The 21051-nt window shown below is 60.0% G+C and carries 20 protein-coding genes; 10 read left to right on the forward strand and 10 right to left on the reverse strand.

Annotated elements, in window-relative coordinates; genetic code table 11:
* Window positions 1-30: 30 nt before the first annotated feature.
* The 3 genes from CAF73_RS09510 to CAF73_RS09520 all read left to right on the forward strand — a co-directional run bounded on the left by CAF73_RS09510 (window position 31) and on the right by CAF73_RS09520 (window position 2373).
* On the forward strand, window positions 31-1401 hold the full coding sequence (locus tag CAF73_RS09510) for a transporter substrate-binding domain-containing protein (protein ID WP_085702549.1): 1371 nt from the start codon (window positions 31-33) through the stop codon (window positions 1399-1401).
* A gap of 118 nt (window positions 1402-1519) precedes the next feature.
* Complete coding sequence (locus tag CAF73_RS09515) at window positions 1520-1927, forward strand: response regulator (RefSeq protein ID WP_085702550.1); 408 nt, start codon at window positions 1520-1522, stop codon at window positions 1925-1927.
* Window positions 1928-2091: 164 nt separating this feature from the next.
* Window positions 2092-2373, forward strand: coding sequence for a DUF3509 domain-containing protein (locus CAF73_RS09520; RefSeq protein ID WP_085697275.1), 282 nt, complete (start codon window positions 2092-2094; stop codon window positions 2371-2373).
* A 174-nt stretch (window positions 2374-2547) separates the two neighbouring features.
* Here CAF73_RS09520 and CAF73_RS09525 read toward each other — a convergent pair whose 3' ends face one another.
* Entirely contained in the window at window positions 2548-3441 is an 894-nt protein-coding gene (locus tag CAF73_RS09525) for a TIGR02285 family protein (RefSeq protein ID WP_176247719.1), read from the reverse strand.
* A 13-nt stretch (window positions 3442-3454) separates the two neighbouring features.
* Window positions 3455-4654, reverse strand: a complete 1200-nt coding sequence (locus CAF73_RS09530) for a CaiB/BaiF CoA-transferase family protein (protein ID WP_085697276.1) — start codon at window positions 4652-4654, stop codon at window positions 3455-3457.
* A gap of 146 nt (window positions 4655-4800) precedes the next feature.
* Between CAF73_RS09530 and CAF73_RS09535 the strand changes: the two genes are divergently transcribed.
* The 4 genes from CAF73_RS09535 to CAF73_RS09550 all read left to right on the forward strand — a co-directional run bounded on the left by CAF73_RS09535 (window position 4801) and on the right by CAF73_RS09550 (window position 9072).
* Window positions 4801-5343, forward strand: coding sequence for a YaeQ family protein (locus CAF73_RS09535; RefSeq protein WP_007954646.1), 543 nt, complete (start codon window positions 4801-4803; stop codon window positions 5341-5343).
* Window positions 5344-5397: 54 nt separating this feature from the next.
* Window positions 5398-7107 (forward strand): single-stranded-DNA-specific exonuclease RecJ, encoded by a 1710-nt coding sequence (gene recJ / locus CAF73_RS09540; protein ID WP_085702551.1) that lies wholly within the window; start codon window positions 5398-5400, stop codon window positions 7105-7107.
* Window positions 7108-7340: 233 nt separating this feature from the next.
* Window positions 7341-8447: an NADH:flavin oxidoreductase/NADH oxidase gene (locus CAF73_RS09545; RefSeq protein WP_085702552.1), complete on the forward strand. Its 1107-nt coding sequence runs from the start codon at window positions 7341-7343 to the stop codon at window positions 8445-8447.
* A gap of 91 nt (window positions 8448-8538) precedes the next feature.
* Window positions 8539-9072, forward strand: coding sequence for a GNAT family N-acetyltransferase (locus CAF73_RS09550; RefSeq protein ID WP_085702553.1), 534 nt, complete (start codon window positions 8539-8541; stop codon window positions 9070-9072).
* Window positions 9073-9193: 121 nt separating this feature from the next.
* Here CAF73_RS09550 and CAF73_RS09555 read toward each other — a convergent pair whose 3' ends face one another.
* Window positions 9194-10822, reverse strand: a complete 1629-nt coding sequence (locus tag CAF73_RS09555; protein ID WP_085697280.1) for a glucan biosynthesis protein D — start codon at window positions 10820-10822, stop codon at window positions 9194-9196.
* Window positions 10823-11224: 402 nt separating this feature from the next.
* Between CAF73_RS09555 and CAF73_RS09560 the strand changes: the two genes are divergently transcribed.
* Window positions 11225-11410, forward strand: coding sequence for a hypothetical protein (locus CAF73_RS09560; protein ID WP_007954656.1), 186 nt, complete (start codon window positions 11225-11227; stop codon window positions 11408-11410).
* Between the two features lie 55 nt (window positions 11411-11465).
* Here the strand turns inward: CAF73_RS09560 and CAF73_RS09565 are convergent, their stop codons facing one another.
* Window positions 11466-11951 (reverse strand): Bro-N domain-containing protein, encoded by a 486-nt coding sequence (locus CAF73_RS09565; RefSeq protein ID WP_085702554.1) that lies wholly within the window; start codon window positions 11949-11951, stop codon window positions 11466-11468.
* A 486-nt stretch (window positions 11952-12437) separates the two neighbouring features.
* Between CAF73_RS09565 and CAF73_RS09570 the strand changes: the two genes are divergently transcribed.
* Together CAF73_RS09570 and CAF73_RS09575 are read left to right on the forward strand one after the other, a co-directional pair.
* On the forward strand, window positions 12438-13019 hold the full coding sequence (locus CAF73_RS09570) for a ComF family protein (protein WP_085702555.1): 582 nt from the start codon (window positions 12438-12440) through the stop codon (window positions 13017-13019).
* 5 nt (window positions 13020-13024) lie between these two features.
* Window positions 13025-13582 (forward strand): hypothetical protein, encoded by a 558-nt coding sequence (locus CAF73_RS09575; RefSeq protein ID WP_085697283.1) that lies wholly within the window; start codon window positions 13025-13027, stop codon window positions 13580-13582.
* A 58-nt stretch (window positions 13583-13640) separates the two neighbouring features.
* Here CAF73_RS09575 and CAF73_RS09580 read toward each other — a convergent pair whose 3' ends face one another.
* The 6 genes from CAF73_RS09580 to ydcS all read right to left on the reverse strand — a co-directional run bounded on the left by CAF73_RS09580 (window position 13641) and on the right by ydcS (window position 21002).
* Window positions 13641-15125, reverse strand: a complete 1485-nt coding sequence (locus tag CAF73_RS09580; RefSeq protein WP_085697284.1) for an APC family permease — start codon at window positions 15123-15125, stop codon at window positions 13641-13643.
* A 145-nt stretch (window positions 15126-15270) separates the two neighbouring features.
* Window positions 15271-16695, reverse strand: coding sequence for a gamma-aminobutyraldehyde dehydrogenase (locus tag CAF73_RS09585; protein ID WP_085697285.1), 1425 nt, complete (start codon window positions 16693-16695; stop codon window positions 15271-15273).
* A 167-nt stretch (window positions 16696-16862) separates the two neighbouring features.
* Window positions 16863-17672, reverse strand: coding sequence for an ABC transporter permease (locus CAF73_RS09590; protein WP_085697286.1), 810 nt, complete (start codon window positions 17670-17672; stop codon window positions 16863-16865).
* Entirely contained in the window at window positions 17662-18597 is a 936-nt protein-coding gene (locus tag CAF73_RS09595; protein WP_007954664.1) for an ABC transporter permease, read from the reverse strand. The genes CAF73_RS09590 and CAF73_RS09595 overlap by 11 nt, the downstream gene beginning before the upstream one ends.
* Window position 18598: 1 nt before the next feature.
* Entirely contained in the window at window positions 18599-19636 is a 1038-nt protein-coding gene (locus CAF73_RS09600; RefSeq protein ID WP_085702556.1) for an ABC transporter ATP-binding protein, read from the reverse strand.
* Between the two features lie 214 nt (window positions 19637-19850).
* Window positions 19851-21002, reverse strand: a complete 1152-nt coding sequence (ydcS, locus tag CAF73_RS09605; protein WP_085702557.1) for a putative ABC transporter substrate-binding protein YdcS — start codon at window positions 21000-21002, stop codon at window positions 19851-19853.
* Between the last annotated feature and the right edge of the window lie 49 nt (window positions 21003-21051).

Consider the following 21051-nt stretch of genomic DNA (forward strand, 5'->3'; position numbering starts at 1 on the left):
ACGGGCGAGTCGATGACGAAGGATGTGGCAATGCGGTTTTTTTCAGGATTGAAACCAGCCTTGTGCTGGTTGTTTTTATTGGGCTGCTTCGGGCTGTCACCGTGGGCTGAAGCAGGCCATCTGGCGAAGCATTCCGTTGCGCTGGAGGATGTTCAGCCGATCGAGCTCGATGAGCACGAGCGTCAGTGGATTCGAGATAACCCCCGAGTGACCGTCGCCTCGGTGCAGTACCCGTTGTATCTGTTTCAGGATGAGCATGGCCAGTGGAGCGGCTTGAACAACGATGTCCTGTCGCACATCAGTGCATTGACCGGCCTGCAGTTTGTGCATCAGGAGTCATTCTCCACCGATCACCTGCTTGAACGGCTCCAGAGTGGTGTGGCCGATATCAGCACAACGCTGGCGATGAACGACGAGCGCAAGGCGTTTCTGGATTTCAGTCACGCGTTCGGCGGTGCCGGCTGGGTGTTCGTCGGGCACGCTGACGAGCCCGCGATACAGTCGCTTGCGGCGCTGGCCAAGCGGGTGCTGGTGCTGCCGGCCCGGCATGCACTGGAGGACAGCATTCGACGCGACTACCCGGCAATCGAGATCCGCTCGGTCAAGACCTATGCAGAGGCACGGGCCCTGGTCGAGAGTGGCGAGGCCTACGCGACCATCGAAAACGAGATCGGCGCTCAGCTGTTTCCCTCTGGCCTGCTCAGGGTCGGCGGTCTCGTGGAGGGCAAGTGGGAGGCTGACCATCTGGCAGTACGCAAAGGGCTGCCCGAGCTGGTAAGCATCCTCAACAAGGCCTTGGGCGCTTTCTCTGCGGCCGAACTGCGCGCCATGCGCATGAAATGGCTGGATGGCATTGCTCCCGCGCCGACACCCTCGATCACGTCGCAACTGATCAAGGGGGGATGCTGGGCGATAGGCGGACTCGGAGTGTTCGGACTCCTATCGTTGTTGTGGAACCGTCGACTGGCGGCCGAGATAAAACAGAGACGTGCGGCCGAAAAGGATCTGCGAGATCAATTGGCCTTTCAACATGCGCTGATCGATGCGATGCCCGATCCCGTGTTCGTGCGCGATCTGCAAGGTCGGTTGATCATGTGCAACCGCAGTTATGAAGATGCGCTGTCGGTCCGTCAGGAGCAGGTCCAGGGGCGGATGCTGTTCGAGTTCGACGCACTTCCACAGGCGACGGCACTGATGCTGCACGACGAATTCATGGCGCAACTGGGCACGCGTAAAACGCGCTTCAGCAAACGGCAACTGATGTTCAAGAGCGGCCCCCGTCAGATCTATCAGTGGACGGTGCCGTTTTACTGTGCCGACGGAAAACTGCGCGGTCTGCTTGGCGGCTGGACGGACATCACCGAGCGTCGAAAGGAGAGCGGGTGTCGATGTCTGCATTAAAGATGGGAAAAGTCCTATAAACCGCGATTCCTTTTCTGATGGGAGGCTTAGGACGACTGCCCTAGAGTGACAGGCCACTGCGGCGTGAATCCGCGATTGTCGCTCCAGAGGTCGTCCCATGCGCTCGCTCAAGATCCTGATTCTAGAACCCAATCCGTTCCAACTGATGGCGTTGCACCAGATGCTCAACGCCATCGGTATCTACGATGTCCTGACCGCGCCGTCGCTGGGTTCGGCCAAGCGCTCACTGGAGCGCCGCGGAGCCGTCGACATCACCCTGTGCAATCCGCGATTGCAGAACGGTGACGGGTTGGCGCTGATCCGGCATCTGGCCGACCGGAAGGGCGCGCGGGCGATGATCCTGCTGGGCACCGTGGCCCCCAGCCTGCTGGACGAACTGGAAACGTTGCTGGGCGAGCACGGGATCACCTTGCTGGGCCGCCTGCACACACCGGTCTCTGCGGTGTTGATAAGGAGTCTGCTGGACACCTACATGGCGACCCCCCGGCATTCCGTCGACGCTTGAGCCCCATGGTTATTTTTCTGTCATCTTCGCCATGCATGCTCCGATAGGCCGGTGACGCTCCGGGAGAGGCCGGCGGCAGGCAGAACTTTCCTCTCGGGCCGGTGGTCATTTACTGTGAACACGCCCCAGACACTGTGTTTTCGGACTATTGAGTGGAGATCGAGATGGAAAGTATCAGTCTATTGCTCGGTGAGGCTCTGAGCCCGTATCAGGTGACGTTGACCCCTCGGGGTCGCCACGGCGAATGCCTGGTGACCTTGAAGAACGGCAACGGCGCGATCGTGGTGGAGCGCGAATTCAATCAGGCGCAATTGAGCGACAAGCGCCAGCTGACCGATGTGGTCGACGGCCTGCACCGTGACATCCTGATTGCCGAAGGCCGGCTGGAGCCCTGTGTCATCGCCGCGTTGCGAAACGCAGCCCTCGACAAGCACCCGACCCTCTGAAACTGATTTTTCTTTTGTGGGAACCTTCCTGCATTCAAATCAGTCAGACCCCGTAACAGCAGGATCAAGCATTGTGCTCCGGTGCTTGTGGCTTGCTGCTACGGGTCTTTGATTCAGACCACGTTTAACCCCGAGTCGTCTCCCCACTTCTCGGGGTTTCTTTTTGCCCGGATTTCACTGCGCGGCTTGTTGCTGGAAGAAAATCCGCGCCTGCTCCAGATAGTCCTGGCGACTCTCGGGGTCGAGCCAATCGGCATAGAGCTGGTCGAGATGTTCGTGGGGCAGGGTGCGCAACAGCTGATTGATCTCGGTGATCGCCTGTCGACCCGCCGTGGTGTCGGTGCAGCCGACATGGCCTGACAGATACTTGCCCGTGCCGCGAATCGGAAAGAACAGCAATTCATTCTCGGCGATCTCGGCCTGCCGTGCCTGATAGCGGATTTCAGGCCAGTAACCCAGCACCACCTGCAAACGCCCCAGACGCTGCATCGACAGCAGGCTGCTGAGCGCATCGTTGCCGTAATGCGGCGTCAACGCGCCGCCCGGTGCCTGATGCAGCAATGTATCGATGTACTCGCCATAACTGCGTTCCGCGACCACCCCGACTTTTCGCTCGCCGTTGGCCAAAAATGCCGACAGGTCGGCCTCGCCCTCGACCAGAAATGGCTCGAGAACTTCGCGATCTCTCTGACGCACCACCAAACCATTGCTGACCGCGCGAAACGCGGGGATGGAGAAGGCGATCCATTGCGCCCGCTCCTTGTTCCAGACCAGCGACGGATCGCAGGCGAAGGGGTGTTCATGGAGCATTTGATTGCCGCGGGCGCGATTGACCCGCATCAAGGTGTGTTCGTATTGCGGCATGCCGGCAATCAGCATCGGCATCAATTGATCGATAACGCCCTGGCCCTTTTTCGGGCCTTCTAAGATCGTCAGCGGCGGCAGGTCGCGCAGCAGCCAGATCAACGTCGGTTTGGCCTGCGCCCACGCCGGCAGTACCAGCAGCAATAGCAGGCCGAACAACCGCCAGGTCCACCAATGGTGGGCGCGGTTCGAGGCCGAGGGCATCAGGCGCTTCAGCTCAGATGGCTCCGTCTTCGCGCAGCCGGGCGACCTGCTTCTCGTCGTAGCCAAGATCGTGAAGTACCTGCGCATTGTGTTCACCGAGCTGCGGTCCGACCCATTCGGACGTGCCGGGTGTCTCAGAGAGTTTCGGCACGATGCCTGGCATCTTGAAGGGTTTGCCGTCCGGCAGTTTGGCGTGCAGGAACATTTCCCGGGCCAGGTACTGCGGATCGTTGAACATGTCTTCGGCGCTGAAGATCCGGCTGGCCGGCACTTCGGCCTGGTTCAGCAGGTCCAGTACCGTTTGCAGCGGCAGCGAGTTGACCCAGCGGTCGATCACCCCATACAACTCGTCACGACGGCTGTCGCGTCCGTCGTTGCTGGCCAGCGCCGGGTCATTGGCCAGATCTTCGCGGCCGATGATCAGCATGAAGCGCTTGAAGATCGCATCGCCATTGGCACCGATCTGCACATGTTTGCCGTCGGCACTGGTGTGGATCGACGACGGCGTGATGCCCGGCATGATGTTGCCGGTGCGTTCACGGATAAAACCGAACACATCGAATTCCGGCACCATGCTTTCCATCATGGCGAAGATCGCTTCGTACAGCGCCACATCGACCACCTGACCGAGCCCGCCGTTGACCTCGCGATGACGCAAAGCCATCAACGCGCCGATCACGCCCCACAGGGCGGCAATCGAGTCGCCGATGGAAATGCCGGTGCGTACTGGCGGGCGGTCTTCGAAACCGGTGATGTAGCGCAGGCCGCCCATGGATTCACCAACGGCACCGAAACCTGGCTGGTCTTTCATTGGCCCGGTCTGGCCGAAACCGGACAGACGCACCATCACCAGTTTCGGGTTCAGCGCATGCAGGGTTTCCCAGCTCAGGCCGAGTTTTTCCAGCACGCCGGGGCGAAAGTTCTCGATCAGGATGTCGGCTTCGCCCAGCAGTTTTTTCAGGATCGCCAGGCCATCGGGGTGTTTCAGGTTCAGGGTCAGTGACTTTTTGTTGCGTGCCTGGACGAACCACCACAGCGACGTGCCTTCGTACAACTTGCGCCATTTGCGCAGCGGATCACCGCCGTCCGGCGACTCGATCTTGATCACTTCGGCGCCGAACTCGCCGCAGATGCGCGAGGCAAACGGCCCGGCAATCAAAGTACCCAATTCAATGACTTTCAGACCGCTGAGCGGTTTGTTGGCGAACGGCATGCGAGATCCTGTAGGACAAGGCTGAGCAGATAGAGCGTTTTAACATAGCCGGCTGTCAGTCGCGCAAGGTTGATCGCCATCAATTCGTGGATTGCCTACAGCATCGGTTAGACTTGCCGACTTTCCTCGTATCAAGAAGCCCGTTCATGGCCCAGCCGTCCACTACCTACAAATTCGAACTGAACCTCACCGATCTCGACCGCAGCGTCTACGAGAACGTGAAGCAGACCATCGCCCGTCACCCTTCGGAAACCGAAGAACGCATGACCGTGCGCCTGTTGGCCTACGCGCTCTGGTACAACGAGCAACTGTCGTTCGGTCGTGGTCTGTCGGACGTGGATGAACCTGCGCTGTGGGAAAAGAGCCTGGACGATCGTGTCCTGCACTGGATCGAAGTCGGCCAGCCTGATGCGGATCGTCTGACCTGGTGCTCCCGTCGCACCGAGCGCACCAGTCTGCTGGCCTACGGCAGCCTGCGCGTCTGGGAAGGCAAGGTAATCCCGGCAATCAAGAACCTGAAGAACGTCAACATCGCAGCCGTTCCGCAGGAAGTGCTGGAAACCCTGGCCCAGGACATGCCCCGCGTCATCAAGTGGGACGTGATGATCAGCGAAGGCACGATCTTCGTGACTGACGACCGTGGTCAACACGAAGTCCAGCTCACCTGGCTGCAAGGCGAGCGCGGTTAAGTCCGCGCTATTCCCGAAAAATCCCACGTATTCAAGAGAAGCTTCTGTTAGCCCATGCGTATCGATCCTCGCCCGTTGCCCGCCACTCTGCCGTTTCTCGGTGAACTGCCACCCCTGTTGACCCGCCTGTACGCGGCGCGGGGCGTGCAGTCCGAGGCGGAGCTGGACAAGAGCCTGGCGCGGCTGATCCCGTTCCAGCAGCTCAAAGGGATCGATGCGGCGGTGGACCTGTTGGTGACGGCGCTGGAGCAGCGCCAGCGGATCCTGATCGTCGGCGACTTCGACGCCGACGGCGCGACGGCCAGTACCGTCGGCGTGCTCGGCTTGCGCCTGCTGGGCGCGGCGCACGTCGATTATCTGGTGCCGAACCGCTTCGAATACGGCTACGGCCTGACGCCGGAAATCGTCGAAGTCGCGATGACCCGCGAGCCGCAACTGTTGATCACCGTTGATAACGGTATTTCCAGCGTTGAAGGTGTGGCGGCCGCGAAACGTCACGGTCTGAAGGTCTTGATCACCGACCACCACTTGCCCGGCGACGAACTGCCGCTGGCCGATGCACTGGTCAATCCGAACCAGCCCGGCTGCGAGTTCCCGAGCAAGGCGCTGGCCGGTGTCGGGGTGATTTTTTACGTGTTGATGGCCTTGCGTGCGCGCCTGCGCAGCCTCGGTTGGTACGAGAGCAAACCACAACCGAACATCGGCGAACTGCTGGATCTGGTGGCGTTGGGCAGCGTTGCCGACGTGGTGCCGCTGGATGCCAACAACCGGATTCTGGTGCACCAGGGCCTGGAGCGGATTCGCGCCGGGCGTGCGCGGCCGGGAATCAAGGCCATCCTGGAAGTGGCCAAGCGTGAAGCCTCGCGCATCACGTCGACCGACCTCGGTTTCATCGTCGGCCCGCGCCTTAACGCAGCAGGGCGTCTGGATGACATGAGCCTGGGCATCGAGTGCCTGCTGACCCACGACGCTGCGCTGGCCCGTGAGATGGCTGCGCAACTGGACGGCATGAACCAGGATCGCAAATCCATCGAGCAAGGCATGCAGCGCGAGGCGCTGGCCCAGCTCAAGGACTTGCCGGTCGAGTCGATGCCTTTCGGTCTTTGCCTGTTCGATCCGGAATGGCACCAGGGTGTCATCGGCATTCTGGCGTCGCGGATGAAAGAGCGGTATTTCCGCCCGACCATCGCCTTCGCCGATGCAGGCGATGGTTTGCTCAAGGGCTCGGGGCGCTCGGTGCAGGGTTTTCATATCCGTGATGCGCTGAGCGTGGTTGCGGCGCAACATCCAGACCTGATCGCGAAGTACGGTGGCCACGCGATGGCGGCGGGCTTGACCTTGCGGCAGGAGAATTTTCCGTTGTTTGCCGAGGCATTCGACGCCGAAGTGCGTAGGCAACTTCGCGAAGAAGACCTGACCGGGCGCCTGCTGTCAGATGGCACATTGGCGGTCGAGGAGTTTCATCTGGAGCTGGCCCGCGCCCTGCGCCACGCCGGGCCATGGGGCCAGCACTTTCCGGAGCCGCTGTTTCACGGCGTGTTCCAGTTGGTCGAGCAGCGGGTGGTCGGCGAGCGGCATCTCAAAGTGGTGCTGAAAACCGAATGCGGGTCGGTGAAGCTTGATGGCATCGCGTTTGGCATTGATCGCGATATCTGGCCGAACCCGACGATCAAATGGGTCGAACTGGCCTACAAACTCGATCTCAACGAGTTTCGCGGCAATGAAACCGTGCAGTTGATGATTGCCCACATCGAGCCGCGCTAAAGCTCATTGCGCCCTTTACTGAAGGGGCGCAGGCAATCTTCAATTGTGCTGTTTCATTTCTGAACCCTCCCTCATCCCCGGATGTCGACTAGGCTCTAAGCACTGCTTGATTGGCCTTGTGACGTCTTGTCGAATTTTTTGCCCGCGGGGGCGGGTGCTGCACCTTTTTCCTGTCACTCGTCGACTTTTCAAACAGAACCCTGGAGCCTGCCCACTGAATTGAGAGGTGCCCCATGAGTCTGCTGCTTGAACCCTTTACCCTTCGCCAACTGACCCTGTCCAACCGCATCGCCGTGTCGCCCATGTGCCAGTATTCCAGCGTTGATGGCCTGGCCAACGACTGGCATCTGGTGCACCTCGGCAGCCGTGCCGTGGGGGGCGCTGGCCTGGTATTTACCGAAGCCACGGCGATCACGGCCGACGGGCGGATCACCGCCGAAGACCTGGGCCTGTGGAACGACGAACAGATCGCACCGCTGCAACGCATCACCCGTTTCATCAACGCCCAGGGCGCAGTGGCCGGCATTCAACTGGCCCACGCCGGGCGCAAGGCCAGCACCCATCGGCCATGGATCGGCAAGCATGGCAGCGTCAAACCGGAGGATGGTGGCTGGACGCCGGTCGGGCCGTCGCCGATTGCCTTTGATCCGCAACACACCCAGCCGAAACAACTGGATGAAGGGCAGATCGCCCAGGTCATTCAGGACTTTGTGGCAGCGGCCAAACGCGCGCTGACCGCCGGTTTCAGTGTGGTCGAAGTGCATGCGGCGCACGGTTATCTGCTGCACCAGTTCCTTTCGCCATTGAGTAACCAGCGCCGCGATCAGTACGGAGGTTCGTTCGAAAACCGCATTCGTCTGGTGCTGCAAGTGACCGAAGCGGTGCGTGGGGTGTGGCCGGAGGAACTGCCGGTGTTTGTGCGTCTGTCGGCTACCGACTGGGTCGAGGACGGCTGGAACCCGGATGAAACCGTAGAGCTGGCGCGCCGCCTGAAAGCCTTGGGGGCTGACCTGATCGACGTGTCCTCGGGCGGCACGGCGGCCAACGCTGAAATCCCCGTTGGGCCGGGTTATCAGACGCGCTTCGCCGAGCGGGTACGCAAGGAGTCAGGTATCGCCACCGGCACCGTGGGAATGATTACCGAGCCTGCGCAAGCCGAGCACATTTTGCGAACCTGTCAGGCCGACATTATCTTCCTCGCCCGTGAGTTGCTGCGTGATCCGTACTGGCCACTGCATGCCGACGATGACCTGGGCGGACGCAAAGCAGTGTGGCCGGCGCAGTATCAACGTGCGACCCATCGGGATCAGCCTATTCACGAGTCTGATCTGCGGGATTGATTCCGGCCTGTCGCAAAGCCTATAAAACCCGCCATTGAACCGGCGGGTTTTTTCTTGCCTGCCGTTTGGAATTGCAAAGGAATGGATCGCAATGTTGATCGAACGAGCGCTGACTGAATCGGACTTGCCGCGGCTGGCGCTGATCGACCGCAGCGAGTTAGTCGAGGAATGCTATCGCGTGGAAAACGGTGAGTTGATTCTGTATCCGGCGCGTTTCGACATGCGCGGCTGGCCCGAAGGCGAGGCGGAGGAGAATGCGCGGGTATTGGAAAAGTGCTGGCGCAGTGGCGGGTGGCTACACGGGATTTTCGATGGCGAAACACTAGTGGCTGCGGTGGTTGTGGATAACCGGGTTATTCACAATCAGGGCCTGAACATGCGGCAGTTGAAGTTTCTGCACATCAGCCGTGTCTGGCGGGGGCATGGATTGGGCGGGCGATTGTTTGCCCTGGCTTGCGCCCATGGACGAGAGGTCGGCGCCGAGGCGTTGTACGTCTCGGCGACCGAGGCGCGCAATACCGTGGAGTTCTATCAGCGCCAGGGTTGCCGGTTGCTGGCGCAACCGGATCCCGAACTGTTTGCACTCGAACCTCACGATATCCACTTTTACTGTCGCCTGGACTGATGCCATCGCGAGCAAGCTCGCTCCCACAGGTTTTCGGTTGTACACAAGCTCGGTGATCAATCGATATCCATGTGGGAGCTGGCTTGCCAGCGATGAGGCCCGATCTGACGCTAGAGAATCATCAAGGGTATTTGCGCTTGTCCGGTGCCGGCGGGAAGTACTGGTACAACCAGGTCTCGCTCAGCGTGCGGTCGTTGGTGCGGATGAACAGACGCAGTTCTACCGGATCCACGCTGTCATTGGTCGGGTACCAGTCGAACAGGATGCGGTAACCCTTGATGTCATCCAGCACCAGCACGCTGAAGTCCTGCACCTTGCCGTTGGAGCACGTCACCACCGGTTCGATCCCGGTGCCCTGCGGCAGGCGATCCAGACCGCCACCGGTGAAGTCCACGGCAAAACGACGGGCCCAGACCGGCGGGTAATGCTCGCCCGGCGCCCAGCCTTCGACGAATCCACCCATGCCCGAACGGGTCGCATGCACCCGTGCCAGCGGCGTGCCGACCGGCGGCAGGGCGCTCCAGTAGAGCTTGTAGCCGTAGTTCAGCGAGTCGCCGGCCGCTACCGGTTTCTTCGGCGTCCAGAACGCAACGATGTTGTCGAGGGTCTCGCCGGTTGTAGGAATTTCCAGCAGATCGATAGAGCCTTCGCCCCACGCGGTTGTAGGTTCTACCCACAGGCTCGGACGTTTGCTGTACCAGTCGACGGTGTCCTGATAATTGGCGAATTCGTGGTCGGTCTGCACCAGACCGAAACCTTTCGGGTCGGTGTCGGCGAAGGCGTTGAACTGAAGGGTGGCCGGGTTGTTCAGCGGGCGGCAGATCCACTCGCCGTTGCCGCGCCACATGGCCAGACGATCCGAGTCGTGGATTTGCGGGTGAATGGTGTCGCACATCCGGCGCTCGTGGGTGCCGCAGCTGAACATGCTGGTCATCGGCGCGATGCCCAATTGCTCGATGGCGGTGCGGGCATTGATGTGGGCGTCGATCTCCATCACCACGCGCTCGGCCTGGCAATCGATGTCGAAGCGATAGGCGCCGGTCGCGCTCGGCGAGTCGAGCAGGGCGTAGACCACGAAGCGGGTCGCGTTCTGATCCGGGGTCTCGAACCAGAACTTGGTGAAGTCAGGGAATTCTTCGCGTTTCTTGGCGTAGGTGTCGACGGCCAGGCCACGGGCGGAGAGGCCATATTGGCCAGTGGCATCCACCGCGCGGAAGTAGCTGGCGCCGAGGAACGACACCACGTCATGCCGATCCAGTTCCGGCGCCTTGAACAGCTTGAAGCCGGCAAAACCCAGGTCGCCCTTGAGCTGCTGGGTATCGACCGAAGTGTTTTCGTAGTTGAACAGCTGAGGGCGGAAATGCACCTCGCGCGCCATGCGCGTCTTGGGATCGACGCTGTACATGCGCACTGGTTGGCGGAAACCCATGCCGACGTGGAAAAACTGCACATCGAGCTGACCCTTGTTTTCCTTCCACAGCGAATGCTCGCCGTCGTAGCGGATCGCGTTGAAGTTCTGCGGGGTCATGGTCGCCAGGGTCGGCGGCAGCACCTGTTTGGTGTCCTGATACGCGCTGCCGGCCAGTTGTTTGGCCTGGCGCTTCAGCGTTTCAAAGTCGAAGGCCTGGGCTTCACCGTCGGCGGCACCGCCAGAGGCGGCCCAGGCGCGAGCAGCGAGCAGGCCCGAGGCGGATAGGCCGGTGTAAGCCGCAATGGCCATGGACGCTTTGAGCAAATTCCTGCGGTGCATAGATACAACCTGTCGTGGACAATCCCGCGCCCTTCCTGGCACGTACTGGATCAGAAATTACGGTTCGGACAAGCCTTCGGCCAAACGCTACGGACTAGTAACAGATGCGCGCTAGCTTAATCCGTTCGCTGATTTTGCAAAATTCCCTGATAGCACGGCGCTAGCCTCTCAATGAAACAAGACGTTACGGTTACTTATCCCACAGCCTTTTCTGATTTATAGGGCATATCTGCTTTTTTCGACTAATTACTCTAAAAACAGCTTTTCAGCGCCGATTTAATTTCTATTCTATGGGCATCGCCGGTCATGACCCATCCGACCGGCAGGGCTCAAATCGCTGCTTAAGGAGCGGGGCGATGCGGTTTTCGAAAATTTCTGACGTACTGGAAAAGGACATCGTCCATGACAAAAGGACAAGGCATCACCGAAATGTTGGGCATCTTTCCCTGCCTCACCAACGTCCGGCGAAGACGCCGGCTCAGTCCTGACGAACTGAAACTGGTGGAGCGTTACCGCGAGTTGTCGGAAAGCGACCGGATTGCGATGCGGTATCTGGTGGATGCGATGAGGAGTGTTTCGCGGTTTTGAAGTGAAAAACCAAAGGGGCGGACTGTGAAGTCCGCCCCTTTTTCATTCTTGAGGTTTACCGGGGACGCTGTGCCAGCATCAACTCAGGCATGTCCCGCCATTTCACCCAGGCCTGTTGTTGCCAGTGGAGCAGCGGCACGGTGACGCCAGCCCAATGCACGGAGCTCAGGCTCGGGCAGGTTTCCGCTGTTGCTGAGCTGGTTTCCCGCAGGATGGGAATCACCTCATTGCTCAGCCATTGGCGCAGATTGCGGTTTTCCGGGATGAAATGGTGAACCAGCAGCGCGTACATGCCGGATTCGCTGACCATTGGTGTCTCGACAACTTTGCCGTACTTGCGCAGGCGGACGGTGCGGCGTTGGTCGGGGTCGAGTTTGAGCGTGACGCGTGAGTTCAAGGGATGGCCCATCATGCGGCCGAGATCCTGAGCGCAGAACCAGGCTTGGTGATCGAGTAGGAGAGCGTAGAGGAAGCGGTTGTGGCGGGTGAATACGGTGGGAGTGAAATATTCAGTATTTGGAATGTGAGTAGGTGCTGGCATGAGATGACTTCCGTTTCGAGTAGGAAAGTCGCCACCAACTCTTCGAAAAGTTGGGTGGCGAACCGAGTGGCGTTCGAAGTCGGGTTACTTCCCTGTCGAAACGGAAAAGGCGGAAGGCCCGCGCCACACGGCCCGCCATAACGCAGAACTGAAGTTGCAAAGCAGCCGCAGTTCAATGGGGGCACGCAAGCACCGTTTTGACAGATTTCCGGCTTCGACCCCGGGCCGCTGATTGGGCAGCGACGGGACAAAGCCTATCGGTCAGGCGCTAGCGGCGCCAAGTCTACGCTGTGGACGCGTAGCGTAGGAAATGTGGCTTCTTCTTGAAGCCTGCATCTGTAGGAAATGCCTGTTTTTGTATGGCGGTCAGCCAGACTGCACCTGAAGCGTGATTTTTCCTTTATTTATTTGAATCTCAGTCATCCCCCGGGTGCTCGGCCCTTGGTCGCAGGGCTTAAAGGATTTTTGTGAATAATGGAGAATTCAATGAAGGTGTCCCTCAAACAGATCAACGGCCCATGGGATCAGGGATGGGTACTGGACAAGCACATGGTAAGTAGTACCTTTCTCGGCAACGATGATCGCGGACACCCATGTTTCGATAATCAGCGCACAGAGATTGGTGAGGCGACCTACCAGCTCAAATACCAGAAGGATTGGACTCAGGTCGGCCCACTGGCCCAAGCGGTAGCGACAAATGTGTTCCCTATGTTGGATCAAGTAGGATTTGTGCTGCCCATGCCTGCTTCAAATATCCGGCAGCGACAACCTGTTACTGAGGTTGCTTTGGAGTTGGGGCGAATTGTCGGGCGGCCAGTTTTCTCGGATTTGCTTCGAAAAGCGACCACGGGAAAGTCGCTCAAGGATTTGCACTCCAAAGCAGACAAGGTTGCTGCGATTGGAAACAGTTTTAGCGTCAATGACGAAATTACGACAGAGGGATGCTGGAATGTTTTGGTCGTAGATGATTTGTTTGACAGCGGAGCGTCGATGGACGCGGCTTGTGCTGTCTTGCGTGAATATCCGAAGGTGGGGAAGATCTACGTAGCGGCGCTAACCTGGAAGTGAATTCAATGACGACTGTATTTATTGCTGGCTCTATCAATATCAAGAACCTTGATCCGAAGGTTAAGGAGCGTATCAGTAATATCGTTGCGTCTGAATTCGAGGTGGTCGTTGGTGATGCAGGTGGCGCCGATACCTCCATTCAGGAGTATCTGCTGAGTCTCGAACGATCCAGAACCACTGTGTTCTGTAGCGGTCCGGCGCCGCGTAACAACCTCGGACAGTGGCCCGCCAGAACAGTGGACTCCAAACATTCCAAAGGATCGAGGGCTTTCTTCACCGAGAAAGACGTGGTGATGGCCGAAGCTGCTGACTACGGATTGATGATATGGGATGCGAAGAGCACCGGTACGCTCAGCAACGTCATAGAACTGCTGTCTAGAAAGAAGAAGTCCCTTGTCTTCGTCAACAAGGAGAAGGAATTCAAAGTGGTGGGAGACGTCAATCAGCTCGAAGAGTTGATTGCATTCATGTCTGATCACGCCAAGCAAAAAGCCAACGAAAAAATCAAATTGTTCGATCGTATTTCCTCGCTGAAATACGATCAGTGCGAACTTTTGTTTTGATGTTTTGCGTCGGCTTTCTTGAACCCCGGCACTCTATCGGTGCCGGGGCCAAACGTTTTTAGCGACTCACCTTCCAGGCATCCCCAGCCGGCGCCTTCCCATGGTCATACGGCTTGCCAATCCACATGTAAACCAGCCCCAGCCCAACCACGATCGCCGTGCTCAGCACCATCGCGTAGTTGATGTACCACGCGGCATCCGGCGTGCGGGGCCAGGCCATGTTGATGATTGCGCCGACGCCGTACACCAGCGCGCCGATGTTCACCGGCCAGCCCCAGGCGCCGAGGGTGAATTTGCCGCTGGGTTTCCAGCCTTTGCTGCGGGCGTACAGGGCGGCGAGCACGATCATCTGGAACGCGAGGTAGATGCCGATGGCGGCGAAGCTGACGATGGTGGCGACGGCGTCTTGCAGGAAGAAGCCGAGGGCGATGATCAGGCCGGGCAGGACGCCGGACACGAATAGCGCAGCAACCGGCACCTGTGTCGTAGGAGAAATCTTTTTCAGCAGTCGGCTGCCGATGACCATTTCATCGCGGGCGTAGGAATACAGCAGACGACTCGCCGCCGCTTGCAGGCTGATGACGCAAGAGATGAAGGAAATCATCACCACGCCCATCACCACTTTCGAACCGACCGGGCCGAAGGCGTTGTTGAGGATGGTGGTGACCGGATCCTTGTCGGTGCCGTTGATCACCGCTTGCATGTCCGGCACGGCGAGAATCAGCGCCAGGCAAGCGAACATCGCTGCGATGCCGCCGATGTAGATGGTCATGCGCATGGCCACCGGGATTTTCTTGCTCGGGTTCGGAGTTTCTTCGGCCACGTCGCCGCAGGCCTCGAAGCCGTAATAAAGGAACATCCCCGCCAACGAAGCGGTGAGGAAGGCCGGCAGGTAGGAGCCGTCGACGCTGATATCGAAGGTGTTGAACAGCACGCTGATCGGCTGGTGACGCTCGAAAATCAGCAGGTACACGCCGACGATCACCGCACCCACCAATTCGCAGAGGAAGCCGAACATGGCGATCCGCGCCAGCACTTGGGTGCCGCTGAGGTTGACCAGTGTGGCGAACAGCGTCAGCACCAGGGCGATGACGATGTTGGTGTTGTTGCTCGGTTCAAACCCCAGCATGGCCGCGAGGTACGGGCCGGCGCCGACCGCAACGGCGGCGATGGTTACGCACAGGGCGATGGAGTAGATCCAGCCGACCATCCATGCCCATTTCTTGCCCACCAGACGCCGCGCCCAAGGGTAGACACCGCCGGAAATCGGGAACTGCGACACCACTTCGCCGAAGATCAGGCACACCAGCAATTGCCCGCAACCGACCAGCAAATAGGCCCAGAACATCGGAGGCCCGCCGGCCGCCAGGCACAGGCCGAACAGGGTATAAACCCCTACGACCGGTGACAGATAGGTGAAGCCCAAGGCGAAGTTTTCCCACAGGCTCATGCTGCGGTTGAAGTTGGACGTGTAGCCCAGTTGGCGCAGTTGTTCGGCATCGCTGTCGGCAACGGCGGCTGAGAGATCGGGTGATGCACTCATGTGTGTTTGCTCCGTGAAATCGGCAGATTTCGGATGGCCGAAACCGTGGCGGGGCTTGGTGAGCGCCGCCCGGATCGGTAGTTATTGTTTTGAATGCCTTGTGGTGCGGATAACCGGCTTCTGCCATGAAACCGGGGGGATGCCTTTAGTGCTTGAACATCACATGCCGAACCGTGGTGTAGTCCTCCAGCCCGTACATGGACATGTCCTTGCCGTAGCCGGACAGTTTCTGACCGCCGTGAGGCATTTCGCTGACAAGCATGAAGTGCGTGTTCACCCAGGTGCAGCCGTACTGCAAGCGTGCGGACAGGCGATGGGCGCGTCCTACATCCGCCGTCCATACCGAGGACGCCAGGCCGTAGTCCGAATCGTTGGCCCATTCCAGCGCCTGGGCTTCATCGGTGAATTGAGTCACCGACACCACCGGCCCGAACACTTCGCGGCGGACGATTTCGTCGTCCTGCTGGGCGTCGGCCAGAACGGTCGGTTCGAAGAAGAAACCATTGCCTTCGACAGCCTTGCCGCCAGTGATCAAGCGAATGTGAGGTTGCGCCACGGCGCGCTCGACAAACCCGGCCACGCGGTCGCGATGCTGGGCGGTGATCAGCGGCCCCAGCTCGGTCGACGGATCATCCTGCAAGCCGTACTTGATGCTGCTGACCGCCGCGCCGAGCTTCTCGACGAACTTGTCGTAAATGCCTTGCTGCGCATAGATCCGGCACGCAGCGGTGCAATCCTGGCCGGCGTTGTAAAAGCCGAAAGTACGAATGCCTTCGACGGCGGCATCGATATCGGCGTCGTCAAAGATGATCACCGGAGCCTTGCCGCCCAGTTCCATGTGCATGCGTTTGACGCTGTCGGCGGTGCTGGAAATGATGTTCGAGCCGGTCGCGATGGAGCCGGTCAGCGAGACCATGCGCACTTTCGGATGGGTCACCAACGGGCTGCCCACGCTCGGCCCACGACCGAACACCAGATTGAGTACACCGGCCGGGAAAATATCCGACGCCAGTTCGGCCAGACGCAACGCGGTCAGCGGGGTTTGTTCCGACGGCTTGAGCACCACGGTATTACCGGCGGCGAGGGCCGGGGCGATTTTCCAGGCGACCATCATCAGCGGGTAGTTCCACGGCGCGATGGAGGCGATCACGCCCACCGGGTCGCGGCGGATCATCGAGGTGTGGCCGGGCAGGTATTCGCCACCGGCCGAACCGCTCATGCAACGGCTGGCGCCGGCGAAGAAACGGAACACGTCGGCAATCGCCGGGATCTCGTCGTTCAGCGCGGCGCTGTAGGGTTTGCCGCAGTTGTCGGATTCCAGTTTCGCCAGTTCTTCGCCGTGGGCTTCGATGGCGTCGGCGAGTTTGAGCAACAACAGCGAACGGTCTTTCGGCGTGGTCTGCGACCATTCGGCGAAGGCACTGTCGGCGGCGCGCACGGCGGCATCGACCTGGGCCTCGGTGGCCTCGTTGATTTCCACCAGCACTTCGCCACGCGCCGGGTTGAGCACCGGTTGCGCCGGGCCTTCGCCGTTGACCAGTTGGCCGTTGATCAAGAGTTTGGTTTGCATGTTGTTGTCCTCTTTGCAGCCATCGTTATTTTTCAGAAGAAACCGAAAATCCTGTGGGAGCGAGCTTGCTCGCGAAAGCGGTGTGCCAGTCGACATCAATGTTGGATGTCATGGCCTCTTCGCGAGCAAGCTCGCTCCCACAGGGGAAAGTGGTGTCTGTTATGAGTTCATTTGCCGCCGCTGCCGGCCACGCTCTCGCCACCACGGGTCAGGTAGTAGGCGCCGAGGATCGGCAGCATGGTCACCAGCATCACGAGCATCGCCACGACGTTGGTCACCGGCACGTCCCGTGGGCGGCTCAACTGATTGAGCAACCACAGCGGCAAGGTGCGTTCATGCCCGGCGGTGAAAGTGGTGACGATGATTTCGTCGAACGACAGCGCAAACGCGAGCATGCCGCCGGCGAGCAGCGCCGAGCCGAGATTCGGCAGGATGATGTAGCGGAAGGTCTGCCAGCCGTCGGCGCCGAGATCCATCGACGCTTCGATCAGGCTGTGCGAGGTGCGGCGCAAACGGGCGATGACGTTGTTGTAGACGATCACCACGCAGAACGTCGCATGGCCGACGATGATGGTGAACATCCCCGGCTCGATCCCCAGCGTCTTGAAGGTCGCCAGCAGCGCGATCCCGGTGATGATCCCCGGCAGTGCAATCGGCAGGATCAGCATCAGCGAAATGCCCTGTTTGCCGAAGAAGTCCCGGCGATAAAGCGCAGCGGAAGCGAGGGTGCCGAGCACCATGGCGATCAGCGTGGCAATGGCGGCGATCTGCAACGACAGCTTGATCGCCTCCAGCACATCCGGCCGGGAAAACGCCACGCTGAACCAGTGCAGCGTGAAGCCTTTCGGAGGAAAGCTGAACGCCGCGTCTTCGGTGTTGAAGGCGTAGAGGAAGATGATCAGGATCGGGAAGTGCAGAAACACCAACCCGCCCCAGGCTGCGATGCGCAGACCGAGAGATGCTTTTTCAGAGTGCATCGAAGGCCCCCAGTCGTTTGACGATGGACAGGTAAATGGCGATCAACACGATCGGCACCAGCGTGAACGCGGCAGCCATCGGCATGTTGCCGATCGCGCCTTGCTGCGCGTAGACCATGCTGCCGACGAAGTAGCCCGGCGGGCCCACCAGTTGCGGCACGATGAAGTCGCCCAGGGTCAGCGAAAAGGTGAAGATTGAACCGGCAGCAATCCCCGGCACCGACAGCGGCAGAATCACTTGCATGAAGGTTTGGCGCGGCTTGGCCCCGAGGTCGGCGGAGGCTTGCAGCAACGACGGCGGCAGACGCTCCAGCGAGGCCTGGATCGGCAGGATCATGAACGGCAGCCAGATGTAGACGAACACCATGAACCGCCCCAGATGCGAGGTCGACAAGGTGCTGCCGCCGACCCCGGGAATCCCCAGAATGAACTGCAGCACCGGCTCCAGCCCCAGGTGCTGAACGAACCACTGCGCCACGCCGCCCTTGGCCAGCAGCAACGTCCAGGCGTAGGCCTTGACGATGTAACTGGCCCACATCGGCATCATCACCGCGATGTAGAAAAACGCCTTGGTCTTGCCCGTGGTGTAGCGCGCCATGTAGTAGGCAATCGGGAACGCGACGATGGCGCTGGCGATCGACACCACGACGGCCATGCTCAGCGTGCGCAGGATGATGTCGAAGTTCGATGGCTGGAACAGTGCGGCGAAGTTGGCCAGGGTCAGGTCCGGGGTGACCGCCATGGTGAAGTCGTCGAAGGTGTAGAAACCTTGCCACAACAGCACCAGCAGCGAGCCCAGATAGATTGCGCCGAACCACAGCAGCGGCGGCACCAGCAGCATCGACAGATACAAATTCGGTTTGCGATAGAGCAGGTTGGAAAACCTGCGCAACGGCGCCGATTGAGGGAGGGCGAGGGCGGTCATGTCACACCTCGCTCGCAACGGTGTCGTGCAGCGCAATCATCGCTTCCCGCGCCCAGCGTGCGCTGATGCGCTGACCGGTCTGGTGCTGCGCGCTGCTGTCGATCCACTGATTGTTGGCCTGACTGATGCTCAGGGTCTGGCCGTTTTCCAGTTTCAGCTCGTAGCGCGTGGCGCTGCCCTGATACTGGATGTCGTGGAGCAGGCCACTGACTTCGATTTCATGGCTGGCCAGCGGGCCTTCGGCGAAACGCACATGTTCCGGGCGGATCGAAAACGGCTGCGGATGGCCGCTGAGCTGGCGCGCCAGATCACCGCGAATCACGTTCGAAGTGCCGACGAATTCGGCGACGAACGTGGTGGTCGGTTTCATGTACAGAGTGCGCGGCGTGTCGACCTGTTCGATGCGACCCTTGTTGAACACGGCCACGCGGTCGGACATCGACAGCGCTTCAGTCTGGTCGTGGGTGACGAAGATGAAGGTGATGCCGAGCTGGCGTTGCAGCTTCTTCAGTTCGCTCTGCATCTGTTCGCGCAGCTTCAAGTCGAGAGCGCCCAACGGCTCGTCGAGCAACAGCACTCGCGGGCGATTGACCAACGCGCGGGCGAGGGCGACACGCTGGCGCTGACCGCCGGACAACTGCACCGGTTTGCGCGCGCCGTAGCCGCCGAGGGCGACCATGTCCAAGGCTTCTTCGGCGCGTTTATGGCGCTCGGTCTTGCTTACGCCTTTGACTTTCAAACCGTAGGCGACGTTGTCCAGCACGTTCATGTGCGGGAACAGCGCGTAATCCTGAAACACCGTGTTGACGTCGCGCTGATAGGGCGGCAGACCGGCGGCTTCGGCGCCGTGAATGCGGATCGAGCCCGCGCTCGGTTGCTCGAACCCGGCGATCAGGCGCAGGCACGTGGTCTTGCCCGAGCCGGAGGGGCCGAGCATGGAAAAGAACTCGCCGTCCTGGATATCGATGGAAACCCGGTCAACGGCCTTCACTTCGCCGAACTGCCGGGAAACGTTGGTGAACTGGACTGCAAGCGTCATGGTGCGGTGCTCCAAAAAGGCGAAGGCCGTCGCAGCGGCCCTGCCTGGACTTCTGAAAAACGAACAACGGTTATCTGTTGCCAGGTGAGATCGCGGTATTGGCGGTGATCTCATGTGGGAGAGAGCTTGCTCGCGAAGACGGTGGGTCAGTCACCTGCAATGTTGGATGTGATACCCACTTCGCGAGCAAGCTCGCTCCCACAGGAAAGATCGATTACCTACCGCCCATGATCGCAATGTAGTCCTGCGTCCACCGGCTATAAGGCACAAACTTCCCACCTTCAGCTTGCGGGGTTTTCCAGAAGGCGATTTTGTCGAACTGGTCAAACCCGTTGGTCTTGCAGCCTTCAGCGCCGAGCAACTCACTGCCCTGACACGCCGCCGGAACCGCCGGCAACGAACCGAACCACGCCGCCACATCACCCTGGACTTTCGGCTGCAGCGACCAGTCCATCCACTTGTACGCGCAGTTCGGATGCTTGGCCTCTGCGTGCAGCATGGTGGTGTCGGCCCAGCCGGTGGCGCCTTCTTTCGGCACGGTGGAGGCGATCGGCTGTTTGTCGTTGATCAGACCGTTGACCTGATACGGCCAGGCGCTGGACGCCACCACGCCTTCGTTCTTGAAGTCGCTCATCTGCACCGTGGTGTCGTGCCAGTAGCGGTGGATCAGCTTCTGCTGGGCACGCAAAAGTTCCAGAACTGCCTTGTACTGATCTTCGGTGAGCTGGTACGGATCCTTGATCCCCAGCTCAGGCTTGGTCGATTTCAGGTACAGCGCCGCGTCGGCGATGTAGATCGGGCCGTCGTAGGCTTGCACGCGACCCTTGTTCGGCTTGCCGTCGGGCAGGTTCTGTTCCTCGAACACCACGTTCCAGCTGGTCGGCGCGGTCTTGAACACGTTGGTGTTGTACATCAACACGTTCGGGCCCCACTGGTACGGGGTGCCGTAGGTTTGTTTATTGACGACGTACCACGGAGCGTCTTTCAGGCGTGGGTCGAGGGATTTCCAGTTCGGGATCAACGCGGTGTTGATCGGCTGCACACGCTTGCCGACGATCAAACGCAGCGACGCATCGCCCGACGCGGTCACCAGGTCGTAACCGCCCTTGGCCATCAGGCTGACCATTTCGTCGGAGGTGGCGGCGGTTTTCACATTGACCTTGCAGCCGGTTTCCTTCTCGAAACCGGTCACCCAGTCGTAGGCCTTGTCGCTTTCACCGCGTTCGATGTAGCCGGGCCAGGCGACGATATCGAGCTGGCCTTCGCCGGCGCCGACGGCTTTCAGCGGCTCGGCGGCCTGCAGGCTGGCGCTGGCCAGCAGGGCCATGGTGATTGCACTGAGCAGTGCGGTCTTGTGCACGAACATGGTGAACCCTCTTCTTTAAATTATGGTCGGGGCAGTTGTGAACGCGGTG

The sequence above is a fragment of the Pseudomonas sp. B15(2017) genome (assembly GCF_002113215.1).
Taxonomy (GTDB): Bacteria; Pseudomonadota; Gammaproteobacteria; order Pseudomonadales; family Pseudomonadaceae; genus Aquipseudomonas.

Bases quoted from the DNA above. Each gene is read 5' to 3' on its own strand.
- CAF73_RS09515 (WP_085702550.1), top strand. From the start codon at position 1,520: ATGCGCTCGCTCAAGATCCTGATTCTAGAACCCAATCCGTTCCAACTG.
- CAF73_RS09545 (WP_085702552.1), top strand. From the start codon at position 7,341: ATGAGTCTGCTGCTTGAACCCTTTACCCTTCGCCAACTGACCCTGTCC.
- CAF73_RS09590 (WP_085697286.1), bottom strand. From the start codon at position 17,672: ATGCACTCTGAAAAAGCATCTCTCGGTCTGCGCATCGCAGCCTGGGGC.
- CAF73_RS09520 (WP_085697275.1), top strand. From the start codon at position 2,092: ATGGAAAGTATCAGTCTATTGCTCGGTGAGGCTCTGAGCCCGTATCAG.
- CAF73_RS09530 (WP_085697276.1), bottom strand. From the start codon at position 4,654: ATGCCGTTCGCCAACAAACCGCTCAGCGGTCTGAAAGTCATTGAATTG.
- CAF73_RS09555 (WP_085697280.1), bottom strand. From the start codon at position 10,822: ATGCACCGCAGGAATTTGCTCAAAGCGTCCATGGCCATTGCGGCTTAC.
- ydcS (WP_085702557.1), bottom strand. From the start codon at position 21,002: ATGTTCGTGCACAAGACCGCACTGCTCAGTGCAATCACCATGGCCCTG.
- CAF73_RS09560 (WP_007954656.1), top strand. From the start codon at position 11,225: ATGACAAAAGGACAAGGCATCACCGAAATGTTGGGCATCTTTCCCTGC.
- recJ (WP_085702551.1), top strand. From the start codon at position 5,398: ATGCGTATCGATCCTCGCCCGTTGCCCGCCACTCTGCCGTTTCTCGGT.
- CAF73_RS09600 (WP_085702556.1), bottom strand. From the start codon at position 19,636: ATGACGCTTGCAGTCCAGTTCACCAACGTTTCCCGGCAGTTCGGCGAA.
- CAF73_RS09525 (WP_176247719.1), bottom strand. From the start codon at position 3,441: ATGCCCTCGGCCTCGAACCGCGCCCACCATTGGTGGACCTGGCGGTTG.
- CAF73_RS09565 (WP_085702554.1), bottom strand. From the start codon at position 11,951: ATGCCAGCACCTACTCACATTCCAAATACTGAATATTTCACTCCCACC.
- CAF73_RS09580 (WP_085697284.1), bottom strand. From the start codon at position 15,125: ATGAGTGCATCACCCGATCTCTCAGCCGCCGTTGCCGACAGCGATGCC.
- CAF73_RS09535 (WP_007954646.1), top strand. From the start codon at position 4,801: ATGGCCCAGCCGTCCACTACCTACAAATTCGAACTGAACCTCACCGAT.
- CAF73_RS09575 (WP_085697283.1), top strand. From the start codon at position 13,025: ATGACGACTGTATTTATTGCTGGCTCTATCAATATCAAGAACCTTGAT.
- CAF73_RS09595 (WP_007954664.1), bottom strand. From the start codon at position 18,597: ATGACCGCCCTCGCCCTCCCTCAATCGGCGCCGTTGCGCAGGTTTTCC.
- CAF73_RS09550 (WP_085702553.1), top strand. From the start codon at position 8,539: ATGTTGATCGAACGAGCGCTGACTGAATCGGACTTGCCGCGGCTGGCG.
- CAF73_RS09510 (WP_085702549.1), top strand. From the start codon at position 31: ATGCGGTTTTTTTCAGGATTGAAACCAGCCTTGTGCTGGTTGTTTTTA.
- CAF73_RS09570 (WP_085702555.1), top strand. From the start codon at position 12,438: ATGAAGGTGTCCCTCAAACAGATCAACGGCCCATGGGATCAGGGATGG.
- CAF73_RS09585 (WP_085697285.1), bottom strand. From the start codon at position 16,695: ATGCAAACCAAACTCTTGATCAACGGCCAACTGGTCAACGGCGAAGGC.